The following is a 15,667-nucleotide window of genomic DNA, read 5'->3' as shown; positions in this document are numbered from 1 at the left end:
GCGGTGACCGCCGCCGTAGGATGCGGGAGACAGCGGCAGGCGGCTTGATCGGGAGCAGTAGACCATCGTGAGCAGCGAGAACTCTTCGGCGGACGAGGTGCGTCAGGTGTGGGACGTCGTCGTGGTGGGCGCGGGACCCGCGGGCGCTTCGGCCGCGTACGCGGCGGCGGTGGCCGGCAGACGCGTGCTGCTGCTGGAGAAGGCGGAGCTGCCGCGCTACAAGACGTGCGGCGGCGGCATCATCGGCCCCTCGCGCGACGCCCTGCCGCCCGGCTTCGAGCTGCCGCTCCGAGACCGGGTGCACGCGGTGACGTTCTCGAACAACGGCCGCTTCACGCGCACGCGCCGCTCCAAGCAGATGCTGTTCGGGCTGATCAACCGGGCCGAGTTCGACCAACAGCTCGTCGAGCACGCGCAGAAGGCGGGCGCCGAGCTGCGCACGGGCGTCACGGTCCAGCGGGTCGAGCAGCACGGCTCGACGGTCCCGGACCGGCGCACGGTCGCCGTCGTCCTGCAGGGCGGCGAGGTCCTGCTCGCCCGGGCCGTCGTCGGGGCGGACGGCAGCGCCAGCCGCATAGGGGCGCATGTCGGCGTCAAGCTCAGCCAGGTGGATCTCGGCCTGGAGGCGGAGATCCCGGTGCCGGAGACCGTCACCGAGGACTGGAAGGGCCGGGTGCTCATCGACTGGGGCCCCATGCCCGGCAGTTACGGCTGGGTGTTCCCCAAGGGCGACACCCTGACGGTCGGGGTGATCTCGGCCCGTGGCGAAGGCGCCGCGACGAAGCGGTACTTGGAGGAGTTCATCGGACGGCTGGGCCTCGCCGGCTTCGAACCGAGCATGTCCTCGGGGCACTTGACCCGCTGCCGCGCCGACGACTCGCCGCTGTCGCGCGGACGGGTGCTGGTGTGCGGTGACGCGGCGGGGCTGCTGGAGCCGTGGACCCGTGAGGGCATCTCCTTCGCGCTGCGGTCCGGCCGGCTCGCGGGGGAGTGGGCGGTGCGGATCGCCGAGGCGCACGACGCCGTGGACACGCGCCGGCAGGCCCTCAACTACGCGTTCGCCGTCAAGGCCGGACTCGGGGTGGAGATGAGCGTCGGCAAGCGGATGCTGGCGGCGTTCGAGCGCCGCCCCGGCCTGTTCCACGCGGGCCTGACGGGCCTGCGCCCCGCCTGGAAGGCGTTCAAGGACATCACCCAGGGCAAGACCTCGCTGGGTGACCTCGTCCGCACGCATCCGATGGCCCAGCGGGCCCTGGCCGCGCTGGACCGCCGTCCCGCGACGGGCGGCGAGGTCAGCTCACCGGAGTGATCTCGAAGACCGGGTGGTCCGGGGCGATGCGGCGCAGCTGCTCGTCCGGGGAGTCGGGGCCGACTCCGTTGAAGAAGACCCCGACCTCCGCCTTCCAGCGCTTGAGGTAGGCGCGCAGGATCGGGGTCTTGTCGTCGTCGCCCACCTCGGCCGCGGTGAAGGCGTCCACGCGCTTGCCGAGGTGCAGTTCGCCGCCGCCCGCGGCACGCATGTTGTGCGTCCACTGCACATGGCCGCGGGGGGCGACCAGGTACTGCTTGCCGTCCAGGGCCAGCAGGTTGACCGGGGTGGTGCGCCACTGGCCGCTCTTGCGGCCGCGGACGGCGAGGACTCGGGAGCCCCAGACGCTGATGCCGCGGCGGGTCATCCAGGCCACGACGCGGTTGAAGACGTTGACGGTGAACCAGCCGGGCTTCTGGACGTGCGTGGACATGGTGCCCCCTCGGGTGGCGGCGAAGCGGTGCTCTCTTCTGTGAGCACTGCTCTCGCTCTGTCTTGCGTCAGTTTGCACGACGCCCTCACACCAGCGCAAGAGCACTGCTCTCTTTTGTATGCATCGCTCTCCTTTATGTGCACGGCTCTCGTTTGTGGGCACTGCTCTGTTCCCGTGGGAGACTGCCCGGCATGAGCACCGCACACGGCGCCCGTGCCCGGGCGAGGATCGAAGTCACCGCGGCCATCAAGGACGAGGCCCGCAGGCAGCTCGCGGCGCAGGGCGCCGCCCGGCTCTCCCTGCGGGCCGTGGCCCGGGAGCTCGGCATGGTCTCCTCCGCGCTGTACCGCTACTTCCCGAGCCGTGACGACCTGCTGACCGCTCTCATCATCGACGCCTACGACTCCCTCGGCGAGAGTGCCGAGGCGGCCCACGGCGCTGCGGCCGGCGGCCTCTTCGAGCGCTGGATCGCGGTCTGCGAGGCGGTGCGGGGCTGGGCGCTGGAGCACCCGCACGAGTACGCGCTGATCTACGGGACGCCCGTCCCCGGCTACACGGCCCCCGACATCACCGTCCCGGCCGCCGCCCGCGTCGGCCTCCTGCTCATCGGCATCGCCCGCGACGCCCACCGGAGCCCGGGTCTGGCTCGGCCCTCGCTCCCGGCCGACCTCCGCCCGACGGCCGAACGGATGGTCGCCGACTTCGCCCCCGACGTCCCCCCGGAGGTCGTGACAGCGCTCGTCGCGGCCTGGGCCCAGCTGTACGGACTGGTCGGCTTCGAGCTGTTCGGCCAGTTCAACCGGGTGGTGGAGGACCGGGAGGCGTTCTTCCGGCACGCGGTGGGGCAACTCGCCCGGGGAGTGGGGCTGGTACCCGGGCCCGCGTGAGCCGCCGGCGCGGTGAGCTCGCGTACTTCCCGGGGAGTACGCGTGATCACCACGCCGGGGTGACGCCGCCGCGGGGGCATGGCGTCTAGCGTGGCCGGTATGGAAGAGCAGCGTGCGCGGAGCGTTCCGCCACCGTGGTGGCGGCACGGGCCCGCGTGGGGGGACCGCTGGGAGGGGCCGGCGCCGCGGTGGCCCTGGCGGTCCACGGTCCTCGTGACCGTGTTCGTCCTGGCCGGGTCGAACTTCGCCGCCCACGGCCAGCAGGGCGAGCGTGCGGAGCTGGATCTCTTCGCACGGGTGCTGCTGCTGGTGGCCACAGGGCTGCTGCTGTGGCGGAAGCGGTATCCGGTGGCCGTGGTGTTCGGCACGGCGGCCGCCGTCACGGTCTACCTGGGGGCCGGCTATCCCTACGGGCCCGTGCTCTTCACCGTCGCCCTGGCCTGCTTCAGCGCCATCGTCGCCGGGCACCGCCGGGCGGCGTGGGCCGCGATGGGCATGCTCTGGGCCGGGCACGTCCTGGTGGCGCACTGGCTCTTCCGGTGGTTGCCGCCGTCCGGGGACTTTGCCGCCTCCTGGGGTGAGGAGATCGTGGTCGCCACCTGGGTCGTGGCCATCGCGTCGGTGTCGGAGCTGTTCCGCGTCCGGCGCGAGCAGTGGGCCCGCGAACGGGCCGAACGGGCCGAGGCCGCGCGGCGGCGGGCCGACGAGGAACGGCTGCGGATCGCGCGGGAGCTGCACGACGTCCTCGCACACAGCATCTCCGTCATCAACGTGCAGGCGGGGGTCGGCCTCGCGCTCCTCGACACCGACCCCGAGCAGGCCCGTACGGCCCTCACCACGATCAAGGACCAGAGCAAGGAGGCGCTCGGCGAGGTGCGCCAGGTGCTCGACACGCTGCGTTCACCCGGTGACGCGCCGCGCGCTCCCGCGCCCGGGCTCGACCGGCTGCCCGAACTGGTGGAGCAGGCCGCGAGCGCGGGCCTCACGGTGGACGTCGAGGGGGAGCCGCCGCGCCTCGCCCCGGGGACGGACCTCGCGGCCTTCCGGATCGTCCAGGAGGCCCTGACCAACGTCGTACGGCACTCGGGTTCGCGGCACGCGCGCGTGCGCCTCGCGCACGACGCGGGCGTGCTGCGGCTGCTCGTCGACGACGACGGGCCCGCGACCGGCTCCGACGCGGGCGGCAGTGGCAACGGGCTCGCCGGGATGCGGGAGCGGGCCGCCGCCCTCGGGGGCACCATCGAGGCGGGTCCCCGCCCGGACGGAGGGTTCCGGGTGCTGGCCGTACTGCCGCTGACGGCATCCGCCGACGCGTCCCGACGACCGATGCAGGAGGACCGGTGATCCGCGTACTGCTCGCCGACGACCAGGCACTGGTGAGGGCGGGGTTCCGGGCCCTGCTCGACGCGCAGCCCGACATCGAAGTGGCCGCCGAGGCCGCCGACGGCGAGGAGGCGGTGCGCCGGATCCGGGAACTGCGGCCCGACGTCGTCCTGATGGACATCCGCATGCCCGCCCTCGACGGCCTCGCCGCCACCCGGCAGGTGACCGACGACCCCGGCCTGAAGGACGTCAAGGTCGTCATGCTCACCACCTTCGAGCTCGACGAGTACGTCTTCGAGGCGATCCGCTCCGGCGCCTCCGGCTTCCTGGTCAAGGACACCGAGCCGGACGAACTCCTGCGTGCCGTACGGGCCGTGGTCGCGGGCGACGCGCTGCTCTCGCCGGGCGTGACGCGGCGGCTCATCTCCGAGTTCGCCTCCCGCTCCAAGGAGCCGGCGGCGGCCGGCGCCCTGAGCCGGCTCACCGAGCGGGAGCGGGAGGTGATGGCGCTGGTCGGGATCGGCCTGTCCAACGAGGAGATCGCCCGCCGCCTGGTCGTCAGCCCGCTCACCGCGAAGACCCACGTCAGCCGCACGATGGTGAAGCTCGGCGCCCGCGACCGGGCCCAACTGGTCGTGCTCGCCTACGAGTCGGGGCTGGTGCGGCCGGGCTGGCTGGGCTGATCCGCCGTCCGGAACCGGACCAGCACACTGACGACCCGGGCGGCGAAGAGCACCGGCGCGAGCACCAGACCGGCGCCCGGCAGCAGGCGCTCCGCCGTGTCCGGCAGGTCGAAGAGCAGCGCGGGCCCGGCCACGGCCCCGAACACCACCGCAGCCGCGAAGGCCGCACTGCACAGCGCGTACCCGATCTCGACGGTGATCGCGTCGCGTTCGGCCTGAGTACGCCGTCCCCCGTGACTGGTCATACGGCGAGTGAAACAGGGGTGCGCCCGGCGGGCAAGGCAGCCCGCCGGGCGCACGGTGGAGGCGTTCCCCTCCGTTTCGGCTCTCTGCTACGGTGCGGCGCATGGCGGCTCAGCAGGCCGAGCAGGCGCTCGTGGAACAGTGGCGGGACATTCTGGCGCTGCACGCGCGAACGCAGTGCGAACTCGACCGCGCGCTGCACGGCCACGGCCTGTGTGCCAGCGACTTCGAGGTGCTCGACGTCCTCGCCGGGTGCCGGACGCCGCAACGTACGCCGTCCTACCGCGTCCAGGAGATCTCCGAGCGGGTCCATCTGAGCCAGAGCGCGCTGTCGCGGCTGATCGCCCGGCTGGAGAAGGAGGGGCTCGTCGAGCGCGGCATGTGCCCCGAGGACCGCCGGGGCGTGAAGGTCTGCCTCACGGCGAAGGGGCGCGCGCTGCACGGCGAGGTGCTTCCCGTGCAGCGCGCGGTACTGGCGCGGATGCTCACCGACGGCTGATCTCCCGTCGGCAGTTGCTCAGACCGCCGACGCCTCCCGCCACAGCGTGGCGAGCGCCTGGTCGCCCGTGGCGCCGGGCAGGGGCGCCCGGTTCCACAGCGCCAGATACAACTGTTCGGCGGGGCCGGACAGTTCGCACTCGGCTTCCCCGGACGCGTCCCGCGTGGTCACGGGCGGCTCCGGCGACAGCCGTACCGTCCACACCGCGCCGGTGTCCTGCGTGCGGACCCGCAGGACGCGCGGCTCGGGCGTGCGGACCCGGCTCTTGGGGCGGGCGTGGAAGCCGCGCAGCAACTCGTCGATGCCGTCGGTCGCGAACCGGGGAGTGACGGCGGTCGGGTCGCCGCCGCGTGCGGACTCCGCGTCGACCCGGTGCACGGCCGTCTCGTGCGCCTGCCGCCGGGCCCAGAAGGCCAGCGGGGACGGTGCGGGCAGGAAGGTGAAGCACTCCACGTCGGGCGCGGCGGCGGCCAGCGTGCCGACGAGGTGCCGGTGGCTGTCGCGGTACCAGGCCACGAGCTCCGCTCCGTCGAGGTCGGTGGGTTCGACCAGCGGGCGAGGTGCGGTGGCCCGCTCGGCGACGTGGGCGGCGGCCCAGCGGTGCACCGCGCCCGTGTGCCGCAGCAGGTCGCGCACCTGCCACTCGGGGCAGGTGGGCACCTTCGCGTCCGTCCCCGCCTCCTCGGCGGCCGCGGCCAGCCACCGGCCTTCCGTCTCCAGCGTTTGAAGGAACTCCGGGGTCTCCATGAAGCCGAGTCTGCCGTATGGAGCGCGCTCCAGGCCCGGGGTTTTCCTGCGGCCGGCTCCGGCGGCTAGGGCAGCGGCGTCCCGCCCGTCGCGTTGACGATCTCGGCGGTGATGTACGACGCCTCCTGCGAGGCGAGGAAGACGTACGCCGGAGCCATTTCGGCAGGCTGGGCGGGCCGTCCGATGGGGGCCTGCTTGCCGAACGTCTGGGTGTCCGGCAGGGTCGCCGGGATCAGCGGCGTCCACACCGGGCCCGGTGCCACCGCGTTGACGCGGATGCCCTTCTCGATCAGCATCTGCGCCAGCCCCTGCGTGAAGGTGACGATCGCGCCCTTCGTCGTCGCGTAGTCCAGCAGATGCGGACTGGGCTTGTACGCCTGCACCGACGTGGAGTTGATGATGCCGCCACCCTCCGGGATGTGCGGCAGGGCCAGCTTGCACAGCCAGAACATGCCGTACAGGTTGGTGCGCAGCACCCGGTCGAACTGCTCGGTGGTGATCGCCTCGATGCCGTCGGGCTGGGACATCTGGTACGCCGCGTTGTTCACGAGGACGTCGATCCGGCCGAACTCCTCCACGGCACGGTCGATCAGCGCCCGGCAGTTCTCCTCCTCGCGCACGTCGCACGAGACGGGCACGGCACGCCGGCCGGCCTCCTCGATCAGCCGGGCCGTCTCGGCGGCGTCGTCCTTCTCGTCCTCCAGATGGGTGAAGAGCACGTCGGCTCCCTCACGGGCGAACGCCAGGGCGACCGCGCGGCCGATCCCGGAGTCACCGCCGGTGATCACGGCCTTGCGGTCGGCCAGCCGGCCGCTGCCCCGGTAGGACTCCTCACCGTGGTCCGGGGGCGGGTCCATCGGCCCCGTCCAGCCGGGGTGCGGCTGGTCCTGAGAGGGAAACTCCGGGGTCGGGTGCTGCTCTCCTGGGTGCTGCTGTTCGGTCACGGGTCTGCCTCCTTGTACACGGCGTAGGGCCCGATGATCACCACGGGCGTGGCCACGGGTACCCAGGATCACCGGTCTCCCCCCTGGGCCGTGTCCGCACGACCTGGCGGCATCCCCCGTTCAGCCCCCGGCCGCCCGTCGCGCCGGTGCCCCCACCAGCGCCCCCACGAGCGCCGCCACCGCCGCCAGCACCGCCACGCTGGTCAGCGCGGCAGGCAGGGTGAACCAGTCCGCCATGAAGCCGATGGCGGGTGGGCCGAGGAGCATGCCGCCGTAGCCCAGCGTGGAGGCCGTGGCGACGCCGCCCGGGCCGGCGAGGGCGCCCGCCCGTTCCACCGCCACGGGGAAGAGGTTCGCGAGGCCGATGCCCGTGATCGCGTATCCGAGGAGGGCCGCCCAGAGGGAGGGGGCGAGGGAGCCGAGCAGCATCCCGGCCGCCGCGGTGGTGCCGCCGGCGACGACGGTCCGGGTCCGCCCCAGGCGTTCCAGGAGCGTCGTGCCGGACAGCCGCCCCACCGTCATGGCCAGCGCGAAGCAGGAGTAGCCCGCGGCCGCGACGCCCGCCGAGGCGTGCAGATCCTGTTCGAGGTGCAGGGCGCCCCAGTCGGCCAGCGCCCCCTCGCCGTACGCGGTGCACCCCGCGATGAGGCCGAAGACGATCACCAGCGCCCGGGTGCGGCCGTCCAGGCGGCGCGGGGCGCCCTCGGTGGGAACCTCCCGCTCCGGGGGCGCCGGCGGCTCGTGCCGCAGGAGGGCGGGGCCCGCCGCTGCGGTGACGAGCAGGCCGACGAGCGTGAGCAGCAGCAGGTGCCGCGTGGGGGAGAGGACTCCCGCGACCAGCCCGCCCAGCCCCGCTCCGACCATGCCGCCCAGGCTGAACGCGGCGTGGAAGCTCGGCATGACCGGCCTTCGCAGCGCGGCCACCAGTTCGACGGCCGCGCTGTTGAAGGCGACGTTGATCCCGCCGTACGCGGCCCCGAAGAGCAGCAGGACCAGGCCCAGCGCGAGCGCTGAGTGGGTCAGTGGGGGCAGGGCGACGCTGAGGGAGAGCAGGACGGCGCAGACGACGGTGACCCGGTGGTTCCCGTAGCGGCGACACAGGCGTCCCGTGAGGGTCATGGTGATGACGGCCCCGGCGGAGACGCCCAGGAGGGCGAGGCCGAGGGCACTGGCGGAGGCGCCGGTCTGCGCCTTGATGGCGGGGATGCGCACGACCCAGCCGGCGAAGACGAAGCCGTCGAGGGCGAAGAAGACGGTGAGAGCGATCCGTAGTCGGGTCAGGGAGCTGCCGTTGCCCGGCACGTCACTGTGCGTTCGGGGTTTGTTTATTTGCGGCACAAACTCAGGCTAGGTGGGTGCGGGGTCGAGGACAAGGTGCGACTCTGGGACGAGACCCATCCGCTGGGAGCGGACGTATCCGCCGAAGGAGCGCAGGAGGGCACATGGGACGTGACGTGCCGGCCCTGGTGTTCACACGGGAGGACCGCCGTCGGTACCGGGAGAAGATGCACACCGACCTCGAGGTGCTCGCCCGGATGCTCCACGAGTCGGGGTTCGAGAGCGAGCGCCCTCAGGTCGGGCTGGAGATCGAGCTCAACCTTGTGGACGACGCCGGACTGCCCGCGATGCGCAACACCGACGTGCTCCAGGCGATCGCCGACCCCGCCTGGTCGAGCGAGCTCGGCCGCTTCAACCTGGAGATCAACATCCCGCCCCGGCAGCTCACGGCCGGCGGTCCCGGTTCCTGGGAGCAGGCCATCCGGGACGCCCTCAACCACGCCGAGGACCGCGCCGCGGCGGTGGGCGCGCACCTGATCATGGTCGGCATCCTGCCCACCCTGGGCGAGCCGGACGTCAGCGAGTCCGCGCTCTCCGGCGACCCGCGCTACCGGCTGCTCAACGAGCAGATCTTCGCGGCCCGGGGCGAGGACCTGCGGATCAAGGTCGACGGCGTGGAACGCCTGTCGACGTACGCCGACACGATCACTCCCGAGGCCGCCTGCACCAGCACCCAGTTCCATCTCCAGGTCGAGCCGAGGGAGTTCCCGCACTACTGGAACGCGGCCCAGGCCATCGCGGGCGTGCAGATCGCCCTCGCGGCGAACTCGCCGTTCCTGTTCGGCAAGGAGCTGTGGCGCGAGACCCGCATCCCCCTGTTCGAGCAGGCCACCGACACCCGCCCCGAGGAGATCAAGGCCCAGGGCGTACGGCCACGGGTGTGGTTCGGGGAGCGCTGGATCACCAGCGTCTTCGACCTCTTCGAGGAGAACGTGCGCTACTTCCCGGCCCTGCTGCCACTGTGCGAGGACGAGGACCCCCAGCGGGAACTCGACAGCGGCGGCGTCCCCCAGCTGGGCGAACTGACCCTGCACAACGGCACGATCTACCGCTGGAACCGCCCCATCTACGCGGTCACCGACAGCGGCCCGCATCTGCGCATCGAGAACCGGGTGCTGCCCGCCGGCCCCACCGTGGCGGACATCATCGCCAACGGCGCCTTCTACTACGGCCTGACCCGCGCCCTGGTCGACGAGGACCGGCCGGTGTGGTCGCGGATGTCCTTCTCGGTCGCCGAGGAGAACCTGCACACCGCGGCCCGCGACGGCATCGACGCCCGCCTGTACTGGCCCGGCGTGGGCGAAGTACCGGTCACGGAACTGGTGTTGCGGCGTCTGCTGCCCCTGGCCCACAAGGGCCTGGAGCTGACCGGCATGGACGCCGCGTGGCGCGAACCCCTGCTGGGCATCATCGAGCAGCGCTGCGTCACCGCCCGCAACGGGGCCCTGTGGCAGGCGGAGATGGTGCACCACCTGGAGAAGGCCGGCATCTCCGACCGGCGGGAGGCACTGCGGCAGATGACCCGGACGTACATGGACTACATGCACATGAACGCACCCGCGCACACCTGGCCCGTGGACTGACGTCAGGCGGGCCGGCCGTGCCACTGCGCGGCGGCCGTCAGGGGCACGGGCGCGGGCACCTGGGCCGACGTCGTCAGCTCGATCCGACGCCCCTCGGCAGCCGAACGCAGCAGAGCGGTCATCGTCTCCAGCACGTGCAGGGCGAGTTCACCGCTCGCGCGCGGCACCCGCTCCCCGTCGGCGGTGAGGAAGTCGAGCAGTCCCACGCCGCGTGCGCCGTCCGCGTAGCCCGCTGACGCCGCAAGGGCGCGCCACCGGGTGTCGCCGAGGGCGTGGAGGCGTACCTCGCCGTCGAAGCGGTTCGGGTCGGGGACCGAGAGGCTGCCGCTCTCGCCGTGGACCTCGATCGGCGCGGCCGTGGTGGCCACGCCGTCGAAACTCGTCGTGAGCGTCGTCAGCGTCCCGTTCACGTGCTCCAGTACTCCGGAGACATGGCTGTCCACCTCGACCGGTATGCGCTCGCCCGCGCGCGGGCCGGATCCGATGACGCGCTCGGCGCGCAGCCGCCCGGCCGCCCCGGTCACGGCACGCACCGGCCCCAGCAGATGGACCAGCGACGTGAGGTAGTACGGCCCCATGTCCAGCAGCGGGCCGCCGCCGGCCGTGTAGTAGAAGTCGGGGTGGGGGTGCCAGCGTTCATGGCCCGGGGTGACCATCACGGCCGAGGCGAACTGGGGGCGTCCGATGCTCCCCGCCTCCACGGCCGCCCGCGCGGTCTGAACTCCTGTGCCCAGGACGGTGTCCGGGGCGCAGCCCACACCGGTGCCCGCCTTCCCGGCGGCTTCCAGGACGGCCCGGGCGTCCTCCAGGGTCGCCGCCAGAGGCTTCTCCCCGTAGACGTTCTTGCCGTGGCCGATCGCCCCGAGCGCTATCTCGGCGTGGGCTGCCGGCGTCGTCAGGTTCAGCACCGTGTCCACGTCCGGGCTGCTCAGCAGCTCCTCGACCGTCAGCGCCCGGGCGCCGGGCAGTTCGGCGGCGGCCGCGGCCGACCGGGAGGCGTCGAGGTCGGCGACCGCGGTGACGCGCACACCGGCATGGCCGACGAGCGTGTCCAGGTACGCGCGGGAGATGACGCCGAGCCCTACGATCCCGACGCGGTGCGCGTCGCCCACAGCATGCCCCTCTCGATGATGGTGCGGACGTGGGGGTTCTCCAGCACGCCGACGCTGTGCCCCGGGGTCGTCACCACGACCCGCCCGGCACCCCACCGGCGGGTCCAGACCGCGGGTGAGCTGACCGGCCGGTGCCAGGGCTGCCACGGCCGGGCGGGGTGCGTGGTGGTGGCCAGGACGTCGATGAGGTCGTCGTGGAGCACCCAGTACTGCTCGGTGTCCAGTGCGAAGTCCTCGATGCCGGACGTGATCGGGTGCTCGCGGCCGGCCTCGGTGAGGGTGATGGTGTGCGGCAGGAAGTTGTCCGCCGCCTCACCCCGGCGCTCGCACGGTTCCTTGCCGGGGTGCGTGGCGAACTGGCCGCCCACCAGGTGGAGATAGTCCGAGGAGGCGCGGAACGAGTCGGCGATGCCGCCGTGCCAGCCGGTGAAGCCGGTGCCGGCCACGACCGCGGAGGTCAGCCCGGCCAGCTCGTCGTGCGTGATCTCCGACATCGTCACGCACTGCACGACCAGGTCCGTGCCGGCCATCTCGGCGGCATCCGCGTAGATCTCCGTCGACTCCTCGACCCGGACGGCGTACCCGTTGCTCCGGAGGAAGGGCAGGAACAGTTCCGTGGCCTCGACCGGCTGATGCCCTTCCCAGCCGCCTCGGACCACCAGGGCTCTTTTCTGCGTCATCGTGATCTCACTATGCGCCGGTCGCCCGTGCCCGGAAAAGGGGGCCGGATCTCACGAAAGTTTCGCGCCGGCGGCACGCGCCGAGACCATCCAGCAGGCCGCGGTGTAGCGGACCTCCGCGCCTTGCACGAACGGGTCGAAGGCGGGGCGGACGGCCTCGACGATCTCGGCGCGGGTCCGCTCGTCGGCCCCCGGCAGGACCGTGCCGAGCGGACCGAGCCGGGTGAAGTAGGTGACGAGTTCCTTCTCGGGCAGCGCGCAGACCGCGTCGACCGGCTGGATGTCGATCCCGGCCCAGCCGCTCTCCGCCAGGACGCGGTGGACTCGCTCCGGGTCCGCGAAGGCGAACTGGCCCGGCTGGTCCGGCTGCCGGGCGGGCAGGTCCGGCAGGAACGGGGCCGCGGCGCGCTCGGCCGTCGTCATGAACGGGTTCTCCTCGGGGCCCCGCCACACGACGCACCGCAGCCCGGCCCCGTCCCTCACCGTGCCCCGCAGATTGCTGAAGGCCCGCACGGGGTCGCTGAAGAACATGACGCCGAAGCGCGAGATGACGGCGTCGAAGGCACCGGCTTCGAACGCGTACTCCTGTGCGTCGGCCTGGATGAAGGACGCCGGTACGCCCTCCTGCTCGGCGTGCGCCCGGGCCGTCTCGATCATCGGGCCGGAGATGTCGATTCCGACGCAGTGACCGACCCTGCGGGCGACGGCCCGGGTGACACCGCCCGTGCCGCAGCCGACGTCGAGCACACTCGCCACGTGTTCGGCGGTCACGGCGTCGACGAGCAGCTCCTCCAAGGGCCTGAACATGCCGTTCAGCACCCCCTGGAGATCCACCCAGGCATGGCCGGAGGGCCCGTTCCAGCGGGCGGCCTGCTCGTCGTCCGACCTGCGTGATGCATCCATCTTCGTCTCTCCCTCTGCTTGCCTTCGTCGGGACGCGATGACAGCGTTCTACTTCAAGTCGACTTGAGGTCAAGACAATGACAGACCTGGACATCGCCGAAGTGACGCACCGCGCCGGTCTGCCCGCCTCGACGCTGAGGTTCTACGAGGAAAAGGGGCTGATCGCCTCGACCGGCCGGCGCGGGCTGCGGCGTCAGTACGACCCCGGGGTCCTGGAGCGGCTGGCGCTGATCGCGCTGGGGCGGACGGCCGGGTTCTCGCTCGACGAGATCGCGCACATGTTCGCCCCGGACGGGCAGCCGCGGATCGACCGGCGCGCCCTGTCGGACAAGGCGGACGAACTGGACAGAAGGATCCGCGAACTGGGCGTCCTGCGGGACTCCCTGCGGCACGCCGCCGCCTGCCCCGCGCCCAGCCATCTGGAGTGCCCCACCTTCCGCCGCCTGATCGACGCGGCGGCATCCGGCGGTGTCCCGGCACCGGGACGGCGGCTCCCCGAACGCCGTTGACGGACCATCGGCGCTCTTGGTCCAAAACTGGCTCGTGCTTTGCCCGATTCCCGCCGCCGCCTGCCTAGCCTCGGCTGCGAACTTCGGGAGGCCACAGTGCTGAAGACCGTGACAGGGCAGGCAGCGGGTCTGACCAAAGACCAGCGCAACGCCTTCGTGGCCGCCTATCTCGGCTGGGCGATGGACGCGTTCGACTACTTCCTGGTCGTGCTCGTCTACAGCGAGATAGCCGACGACTTCCATGTCTCCCTCACCGACATGGCCTTCCTCACCACCGCGACCCTGGTGATGCGGCCGATCGGCGCACTGCTCTTCGGCATGTGGGCGGACCGTCGAGGCCGCCGCGTCCCCCTCATGGTCGACGTCGTCTTCTACTCGATCGTCGGCTTCGCCTGTGCCTTCGCACCCAACTACACCGTGCTGCTGGTGCTGCGCCTGCTCTACGGCATCGGCATGGGCGGCGAGTGGGGTCTGGGCGCGGCCCTGGCCATGGAGAAGATCCCCACCGAACGGCGCGGATTCTGGTCGGGCCTGCTGCAGAGCGGCTACTCGCTGGGGTATCTCCTGGCCGCCGTGGCGTTCTTCGTCATCGAGCCCGTCTTCGGCTGGCGGGGTCTGTTCGCCTTCAGCCTGCTGCCCGCCCTGGTCGCGCTGTGGGTGCGCAGCAAGGTGGAGGAGAGCGAGGTGTGGGAGAAGAGTGTCCAGCTCAACCGCACCCCCGCACACCACGTGTTCAAGAACCCGGCGGTGCTGCGGCGCTTTGTCTACCTGGTCGCGTTGATGACCGCCTTCAACTGGATGTCGCACGGCACCCAGGACATCTACCCCACCTTCGTGAAGAAGGGCCTCGACCTGTCGGCCAACACGTCGATCGCGATCGCCGTGGTCTACAACATCGGCGCCATGATCGGCGGGGTGCTGCTCGGTGCGTACTCCGAGCGGCTGGGCCGCCGCCGGACCATCATGATCGCGGCGGCCGCGGGGCTGGTCGTGGTGCCGTTCTTCGTGCTGTCCACCACCGTCGGCTGGCTGATGCTGTCGTCCTTCCTGATGCAGGTGTGTGTGCAGGGCGCGTGGGGCGTCATCCCGGCGCATCTGACCGAGATGAGCCCGGACGCCGTCCGGGGCTTCTACCCCGGCGTCACCTACCAGCTCGGCAACCTGATCGCCGCGCTCAACCTGCCGATCCAGGAGGCCCTCGCCGAGCGCCACGGCTACCCGTCGGCTATGGCATGGACCATCGTGCCCACCCTGGCCGTGGTCATCGTGCTGAGCGCGCTCGGCAAGGAGGCCAAGGGGGTCCGCTTCGGAAGCGGCGGGGCGGCGGCGCCGAGCGGCGCGGCGACCGGCACGGCGCGGTCCTGACCGCAGGGCGCCCTACCGGTCGCCGTTGCCGACCGTCGCCGGTCGCTGTAGACGGGTCTTCCCCCTGAGCCCGATCACCGAGGGTCCGGACGCGGTCGCATCCCGCGTATTGGATCAGTCCTTCCCTTGCGTTGTACGGGCGTTGGACGGGTGCTGGCCGGCCTTCCGCAAGAGTGGTCTCACCGCCTTCCACCAGGGACAGCGGCGACCGAAAGGGGACCGCCACATGGCGACCGCCAAAGCACCGCAGCGCAGGGCCATACTCACCGGCGGGCTGGCTGCCGGCGCAGCGCTGCTCACCGCCTGCTCGTCGAAGGACACCGCGGGCACGGGCAAGGCCGCGGCCGCGGCGGGCGCGCCCTCGCCCTCTCCCGCGGCGGCCGCGCGACCGGATTCGCCCTGGTCCGCGTTCGCACGGCTGATGGACGGCAACAAGCGCTGGGTGGACGGCAAGCTGCAGCACCCCGACCGCGATCCGGAGCGGCGCGAGTTCGTCGCCGAGGCGCAGGACCCGTACGGCGTGATCCTCTCCTGCATCGACTCCCGCGTGCCGCCGGAGCTCGTCTTCGACACGGGCCTCGGCGACCTGTTCGTGATGCGCACCGGCGGACAGGTCGTCGGACCGGTCGTCGTCGGCTCCGTGGAGTACGGGCCGATGACGTCCGCAACCCCACTCGTCGTGGTCCTCGGCCACCAGCGATGCGGCGCGGTCAAGGCGGCGTACGGGGCACTCAAGGACGACAAGCCCCTGCCCGGCAACCTCCAGTCGATCGCCGAAGCCCTGCGGCCGGCCTACCGGGAGACCGTCAAGCAGCAGCACGCCGACCCCGTCGACGCGATGGTCCGGATCCACACCAAGCAGACCGCCGCCGACCTGCGGACCAACAAGGATTTCGCGCCACTCGTGAAGCAGGGCCGACTGGCCGTCGTCAGTGCCTACTACTCGCTCGACACCGGTCGTGTGGAGGTCCTCACCGGAGCGCCCTCCGCCTGAGCGGGGGCTGACGGGGACCGGGCGGAGAAAAACGTTCCACGCCCGGTCACGTTATACTTGCGGCGCCCATGAAGGCCATCGTCGTGCCTGGTCGCGCGGCTGCAACAGCGAGGGG

The 15,667-nt window shown here is 72.0% G+C and carries 17 protein-coding genes; 9 read left to right on the top strand and 8 right to left on the bottom strand.

Going from position 1 to position 15,667, the window contains the following annotated elements; all coding sequences use genetic code 11:
* Window positions 1–67: 67 nt before the first annotated feature.
* Window positions 68–1,309, top strand: a complete 1,242-nt coding sequence (locus CEB94_RS05375; protein ID WP_175431064.1) for a geranylgeranyl reductase family protein — start codon at window positions 68–70, stop codon at window positions 1,307–1,309.
* Here the strand turns inward: CEB94_RS05375 and CEB94_RS05370 are convergent.
* A complete protein-coding gene (locus tag CEB94_RS05370; RefSeq protein ID WP_175431063.1) occupies window positions 1,293–1,742 on the bottom strand; it encodes a nitroreductase family deazaflavin-dependent oxidoreductase in 450 nt (149 codons plus the stop codon). The genes CEB94_RS05375 and CEB94_RS05370 overlap by 17 nt on opposite strands.
* A 191-nt stretch (window positions 1,743–1,933) precedes the next feature.
* On the opposite strand from CEB94_RS05370, the gene CEB94_RS05365 reads away from it, so the two are divergent.
* From CEB94_RS05365 to CEB94_RS05355, 3 genes are all read left to right on the top strand, one after another.
* On the top strand, window positions 1,934–2,629 hold the full coding sequence (locus CEB94_RS05365) for a TetR/AcrR family transcriptional regulator (RefSeq protein ID WP_175431062.1): 696 nt from the start codon (window positions 1,934–1,936) through the stop codon (window positions 2,627–2,629).
* A gap of 99 nt (window positions 2,630–2,728) precedes the next feature.
* Complete coding sequence (locus tag CEB94_RS05360; RefSeq protein WP_175431061.1) at window positions 2,729–3,973, top strand: sensor histidine kinase; 1,245 nt, start codon at window positions 2,729–2,731, stop codon at window positions 3,971–3,973.
* Window positions 3,970–4,635 carry a response regulator gene (locus CEB94_RS05355; protein ID WP_175431060.1) on the top strand — a complete coding sequence of 222 codons (666 nt, stop codon included), beginning with the start codon at window positions 3,970–3,972 and terminating at the stop codon, window positions 4,633–4,635. The genes CEB94_RS05360 and CEB94_RS05355 overlap by 4 nt, the downstream gene beginning before the upstream one ends.
* Here the strand turns inward: CEB94_RS05355 and CEB94_RS05350 are convergent.
* Complete coding sequence (locus CEB94_RS05350) at window positions 4,596–4,880, bottom strand: DUF6332 family protein (protein ID WP_175431059.1); 285 nt, start codon at window positions 4,878–4,880, stop codon at window positions 4,596–4,598. The two genes, CEB94_RS05355 and CEB94_RS05350, sit on opposite strands and share 40 nt — an antisense overlap.
* Before the next feature lie 101 nt (window positions 4,881–4,981).
* On the opposite strand from CEB94_RS05350, the gene CEB94_RS05345 reads away from it, so the two are divergent.
* Complete coding sequence (locus CEB94_RS05345) at window positions 4,982–5,377, top strand: MarR family winged helix-turn-helix transcriptional regulator (protein WP_175431058.1); 396 nt, start codon at window positions 4,982–4,984, stop codon at window positions 5,375–5,377.
* 18 nt (window positions 5,378–5,395) lie between these two features.
* Here CEB94_RS05345 and CEB94_RS05340 read toward each other — a convergent pair whose 3' ends face one another.
* From CEB94_RS05340 to CEB94_RS05330, 3 genes are all read right to left on the bottom strand, one after another.
* Entirely contained in the window at window positions 5,396–6,124 is a 729-nt protein-coding gene (locus CEB94_RS05340; RefSeq protein ID WP_175431057.1) for a maleylpyruvate isomerase family mycothiol-dependent enzyme, read from the bottom strand.
* A 65-nt stretch (window positions 6,125–6,189) separates the two neighbouring features.
* Window positions 6,190–7,068 (bottom strand): SDR family oxidoreductase, encoded by an 879-nt coding sequence (locus CEB94_RS05335; protein ID WP_175431056.1) that lies wholly within the window; start codon window positions 7,066–7,068, stop codon window positions 6,190–6,192.
* A 120-nt stretch (window positions 7,069–7,188) separates the two neighbouring features.
* Window positions 7,189–8,370, bottom strand: coding sequence for an MFS transporter (locus tag CEB94_RS05330; protein WP_175431055.1), 1,182 nt, complete (start codon window positions 8,368–8,370; stop codon window positions 7,189–7,191).
* Between the two features lie 140 nt (window positions 8,371–8,510).
* Here CEB94_RS05330 and CEB94_RS05325 point away from each other — a divergent pair, with 140 nt between their 5' ends.
* A complete protein-coding gene (locus tag CEB94_RS05325) occupies window positions 8,511–9,989 on the top strand; it encodes a glutamate-cysteine ligase family protein (protein ID WP_175431054.1) in 1,479 nt (492 codons plus the stop codon).
* 2 nt (window positions 9,990–9,991) lie between these two features.
* Here the strand turns inward: CEB94_RS05325 and CEB94_RS05320 are convergent, their stop codons facing one another.
* The 3 genes from CEB94_RS05320 to CEB94_RS05310 are packed head-to-tail and all read right to left on the bottom strand — an operon-like array spanning window position 9,992 to window position 12,684.
* Window positions 9,992–11,101, bottom strand: a complete 1,110-nt coding sequence (locus CEB94_RS05320) for a Gfo/Idh/MocA family protein (protein ID WP_175431053.1) — start codon at window positions 11,099–11,101, stop codon at window positions 9,992–9,994.
* Window positions 11,071–11,781, bottom strand: coding sequence for a ThuA domain-containing protein (locus CEB94_RS05315; RefSeq protein ID WP_175431052.1), 711 nt, complete (start codon window positions 11,779–11,781; stop codon window positions 11,071–11,073). The genes CEB94_RS05320 and CEB94_RS05315 overlap by 31 nt, the downstream gene beginning before the upstream one ends.
* 51 nt (window positions 11,782–11,832) lie before the next feature.
* Window positions 11,833–12,684 (bottom strand): class I SAM-dependent methyltransferase, encoded by an 852-nt coding sequence (locus CEB94_RS05310; RefSeq protein WP_175431051.1) that lies wholly within the window; start codon window positions 12,682–12,684, stop codon window positions 11,833–11,835.
* Between the two features lie 77 nt (window positions 12,685–12,761).
* On the opposite strand from CEB94_RS05310, the gene CEB94_RS05305 reads away from it, so the two are divergent.
* The 3 genes from CEB94_RS05305 to CEB94_RS05295 all read left to right on the top strand — a co-directional run bounded on the left by CEB94_RS05305 (window position 12,762) and on the right by CEB94_RS05295 (window position 15,552).
* Complete coding sequence (locus CEB94_RS05305; protein WP_175431050.1) at window positions 12,762–13,193, top strand: helix-turn-helix domain-containing protein; 432 nt, start codon at window positions 12,762–12,764, stop codon at window positions 13,191–13,193.
* A 96-nt stretch (window positions 13,194–13,289) separates the two neighbouring features.
* Window positions 13,290–14,558, top strand: coding sequence for an MFS transporter (locus CEB94_RS05300; RefSeq protein ID WP_175431049.1), 1,269 nt, complete (start codon window positions 13,290–13,292; stop codon window positions 14,556–14,558).
* A 226-nt stretch (window positions 14,559–14,784) separates the two neighbouring features.
* Window positions 14,785–15,552, top strand: a complete 768-nt coding sequence (locus tag CEB94_RS05295) for a carbonic anhydrase (RefSeq protein ID WP_175431048.1) — start codon at window positions 14,785–14,787, stop codon at window positions 15,550–15,552.
* The last annotated feature ends 115 nt before the right edge of the window (window positions 15,553–15,667 follow it).

Origin of the sequence: Streptomyces hawaiiensis, from assembly GCF_004803895.1 — a bacterium.
Lineage (GTDB): Bacteria > Actinomycetota > Actinomycetes > Streptomycetales > Streptomycetaceae > Streptomyces > Streptomyces hawaiiensis.
Note: the sequence above shows the minus strand (reverse complement) of the source record. Positions and strands in the feature narration are given on the sequence as shown.

Excerpts from the sequence above, each read along its gene's own strand:
- CEB94_RS05370 (WP_175431063.1), bottom strand. The coding sequence starts at position 1,742 with ATGTCCACGCACGTCCAGAAGCCCGGCTGGTTCACCGTCAACGTCTTC.
- CEB94_RS05365 (WP_175431062.1), top strand. The coding sequence starts at position 1,934 with ATGAGCACCGCACACGGCGCCCGTGCCCGGGCGAGGATCGAAGTCACC.
- CEB94_RS05360 (WP_175431061.1), top strand. The coding sequence starts at position 2,729 with ATGGAAGAGCAGCGTGCGCGGAGCGTTCCGCCACCGTGGTGGCGGCAC.
- CEB94_RS05350 (WP_175431059.1), bottom strand. The coding sequence starts at position 4,880 with ATGACCAGTCACGGGGGACGGCGTACTCAGGCCGAACGCGACGCGATC.
- CEB94_RS05345 (WP_175431058.1), top strand. The coding sequence starts at position 4,982 with ATGGCGGCTCAGCAGGCCGAGCAGGCGCTCGTGGAACAGTGGCGGGAC.
- CEB94_RS05340 (WP_175431057.1), bottom strand. The coding sequence starts at position 6,124 with ATGGAGACCCCGGAGTTCCTTCAAACGCTGGAGACGGAAGGCCGGTGG.
- CEB94_RS05325 (WP_175431054.1), top strand. The coding sequence starts at position 8,511 with ATGGGACGTGACGTGCCGGCCCTGGTGTTCACACGGGAGGACCGCCGT.
- CEB94_RS05315 (WP_175431052.1), bottom strand. The coding sequence starts at position 11,781 with ATGACGCAGAAAAGAGCCCTGGTGGTCCGAGGCGGCTGGGAAGGGCAT.
- CEB94_RS05310 (WP_175431051.1), bottom strand. The coding sequence starts at position 12,684 with ATGGATGCATCACGCAGGTCGGACGACGAGCAGGCCGCCCGCTGGAAC.
- CEB94_RS05305 (WP_175431050.1), top strand. The coding sequence starts at position 12,762 with ATGACAGACCTGGACATCGCCGAAGTGACGCACCGCGCCGGTCTGCCC.
- CEB94_RS05295 (WP_175431048.1), top strand. The coding sequence starts at position 14,785 with ATGGCGACCGCCAAAGCACCGCAGCGCAGGGCCATACTCACCGGCGGG.